The organism is Mesorhizobium sp. M7A.F.Ca.AU.002.02.1.1 (assembly GCF_003998535.1).
GTDB lineage: Bacteria > Pseudomonadota > Alphaproteobacteria > Rhizobiales > Rhizobiaceae > Mesorhizobium > Mesorhizobium ciceri.
On record NZ_RZPB01000775.1, the window covers coordinates 1 to 2,800 of the forward strand.

Annotated in this window: 2 protein-coding genes; one reads left to right on the forward strand and one right to left on the reverse strand. The window is 62.6% G+C overall.

Features of this window, described 5'->3' with window-relative positions:
• Positions 1-520 (forward strand): transglycosylase SLT domain-containing protein (locus tag EN879_RS31065; protein WP_127274485.1); only part of this gene is annotated, 520 nt, incomplete at its 5' end.
• Between the two features lie 34 nt (positions 521-554).
• Here the strand turns inward: EN879_RS31065 and EN879_RS31070 are convergent.
• Positions 555-2,771 carry an ABC transporter ATP-binding protein gene (locus EN879_RS31070; RefSeq protein WP_063168510.1) on the reverse strand — a complete coding sequence of 739 codons (2,217 nt, stop codon included), beginning with the start codon at positions 2,769-2,771 and terminating at the stop codon, positions 555-557.
• Positions 2,772-2,800 lie beyond the last annotated feature (29 nt).

Consider the following 2,800-nt stretch of genomic DNA (forward strand, 5'->3'; position numbering starts at 1 on the left):
GCCCAATCACATCAACAATGTCTGCGCCGTCTTCGACCAGAATGACGGCTGGTTCGACAACTGGCAGTCTGCCGCCGAGCGCACCCAACAGAAATATGGCATTCCCGTTCCCGTACTGATGGCGACGGTGCGCAAGGAATCGGGCTTCAAGAGCAATGCAAGGCCGCCGCGTACCAAGCTGCTCGGCTTCATTCCGTGGAAGCACGTCTCCACGGCCACCGGCTTCTCGCAGGCGCTGGACGGCACCTGGTCGCAATATCAGCGCGAGACCGGCAACTGGGCGGCGCGGCGGACGAAATTCGCCGATGCGGTCGATTTCGTCGGCTGGTATCATTCCAAGACATCTGACACCTACGGCGTCGCCCGCAACGACACCTACAATCTCTACCTTGCCTACTATCTCGGCTGGACCGCCTATGGCCGCGGCAACAGGGGCGATGCCGGTGTGCAGGGCTATGCCCGGGCCACCGACAAGATGGCGCGGGACTATGCCCAGCAGTTGAGCGAGTGCGGGAACTGAGCTTGCCGCATCGTTGATCTCGATCTTCGGACTGTCAGCTCGGCCTTTTGCCGCGCGGACGCTTTGGTGGCGTGCCAGCAAAACCGGGGCCATCGCCATGCGGCGCGTCGTCCGGCATACCTTCGTGCGCGGCGTGTTCCTTGTCGAACTTGATCACGGGCTCCATCTTGGCCAGCACGTCGTCGGAGAGCCAGCACAGGCTCATATGACCGTCGCCGAGATGCTTGACCGGCGGCACCTTGGTCTCGCAGAGATTGTCCGGCACCAGCTTCTTGTAGCCGCAACGGGTCTGGAACGGACACCCGGATGGCGGGTTCATCGCCGACGGGATGTCGCCTTCCAGCACGATGTGCTTCTTCACGACACTCGTGTCGGCGATCGGGATCGCCGACAGCAGCGCCTCGGTATAGGGATGATAGGGCGGTGCGAAGATCTGGTCGGTCGTGCCTTGCTCGACGATATAGCCGAGATACATGACGACGACGCGGTCGGCGATGTAGCGAACGACGGACAGATCGTGGCTGATAAACAGCATCGTCGTCTTGTTCTTGCGCTGGATGTCCATCAGCAGTTCGGTCACCGCCGCCTGCACCGACACGTCCAATGCCGAGACCGGCTCGTCGGCCACCACCACCTTGGCGTCACCGGCAAAGGCTCGCGCCACGCCGATGCGCTGCTTCTGGCCGCCCGAAAGCTGACGCGGCTTGCGGGTTTCGAATGCCCGCGGCAGCTTCACCAGGTCGAGCAGCTCCAGCATCCGCTTGCGGCGATCGGCAACCGTCTTGCCGACATTGAACTTCTCCAGCGTGCGGATGATCTGCGAACCGACCGAATGGCTGGGATTGAGCGTGTCGAACGGATTCTGGAACACCATCTGGATCGACGACACCGTGTCGACGCTCCGTTTGTCGATCCCCGTCGACTGGATTTCCGTGTTGCCCAGCGTCACCGTGCCGGCACTTGCCGTCTCCAGCCCGAGCAGCACCTTGGCCAGCGTCGACTTTCCGCAGCCGGATTCGCCGACGATGGCGACCGTCTCGGATTCGCGCGCCATGAACGAGATCGTCTCGTTGGCCTTGACGACGCGGCCCTCGCTCGAGCCGAACACCTCGCTGCCGCCGACCCTGTAATATTTTCTGAGGTCCTCGATCTTGAGCACCGGCGCGCCGGGCATGACGCGCTCATTGACCTTCTTGGCACCGGGTGGCAGCGCTTCCCAGTCGATCTCGTTGAAGCGCACGCAGCGCGAGAAATGGCCTTCATGACCAGCGACCTCGATCATCGGGATTTCGGCGGCGTTGCAGACACCCTCGACGAAATGGTGGCAGCGCGGGCCGAAATTGCAGCCCTTGGGCCGCTCGTGCGGCAGCGGCAGCTGTCCGGGGATGGAGATCAGCGGCCGTGAGTTCTTGTCGGCGCCCGGCAGCGGGATCGAGCGGAACAGCCCTTGCGTATAGGGGTGGCGCATCCGGTCGAACACGTCCTTGATCTTGCCGGTCTCCACCGCTTCGCCCGAATACATCACGGTGATGCGATCGCAGGTTTCCAGGATCAGGCCGAGATTGTGCGACACGAAGATCATCGACGTGCCGAACTTCTCGCCCAGCCCCTTGACCAGATCGACGATGCCCGCCTCCACCGTCACGTCGAGCGCCGTCGTCGGCTCGTCGAGCAAAAGCAGCGCCGGCTTCGACAGCAGCGCCATGGCAATGACGATGCGCTGCTGCTGGCCGCCGGAGAGCTGGTGCGGATAGGAGCGCATCATACGCTCGGGATCGGGCAATTTGACCGAGCGCACCATATCGAGGGCGCGTTTATAGGCCTCTTCCTTCGACACCTTGTCGTGGATCAGCGGCACTTCCATCAGCTGCTGGCCGACCTTCATCGCCGGGTTCAGGCTCGCCATCGGCTCCTGGTAGATCATGGCGATCTTGTTGCCGCGGATGGAACGCAACTCCTCGTCGGAGAGTTCGCCCATGTCCTTGCCCTGGAACTTGATCTTGCCGCCGACGATCTTCCCGATGTTGGAGAGGTCGCGCATGATGCCGAGCGACACGGTCGACTTGCCGCAGCCGGATTCGCCGACGATGCCCATCGCCTCGCCCGGCATGACGGTGCAGGAAAAATCCATGACCGCCGGTATCTCGCCCTTGCGGGTGAAGAAGGAGATCGACAGGTTCTCGATCTCGATGATCGGCCCTTTGGTTGGCCCGGGGGTCGGCTTGGCGGGATTTCGAACTGCCTCGTTCATGGGTCGCTCCAATCCTGGTTCTTCCAGGC

Coding starts and splice junctions, on each gene's coding strand:
- EN879_RS31070 (WP_063168510.1), bottom strand. CDS start 2,771: ATGAACGAGGCAGTTCGAAATCCCGCCAAGCCGACCCCCGGGCCAACC.